Annotated in this window: 1 rRNA gene; it reads left to right on the top strand. The window is 49.1% G+C overall.

The features are described from left to right. A 16S ribosomal RNA gene (locus tag ABWU86_RS05105) occupies positions 1-222 on the top strand; the annotation flags it as partial.

Below are 222 nucleotides of genomic sequence, written 5' to 3' on the forward strand. Positions count from 1 at the left end.
TGGAAACTACAAAACTTGAGTACAGAAGAGGAAAGTGGAACTCCATGTGTAGCGGTGAAATGCGTAGATATATGGAAGAACACCAGTGGCGAAGGCGGCTTTCTGGTCTGTTACTGACGCTGAGGCTCGAAAGCATGGGTAGCGAACAGGATTAGATACCCTGGTAGTCCATGCCGTAAACGATGAATACTAGGTGTTGGAGGGTTTCCGCCCTTCAGTGCC

The sequence above is a fragment of the Apilactobacillus pseudapinorum genome, from assembly GCF_040369555.1.
GTDB lineage: Bacteria > Bacillota > Bacilli > Lactobacillales > Lactobacillaceae > Apilactobacillus.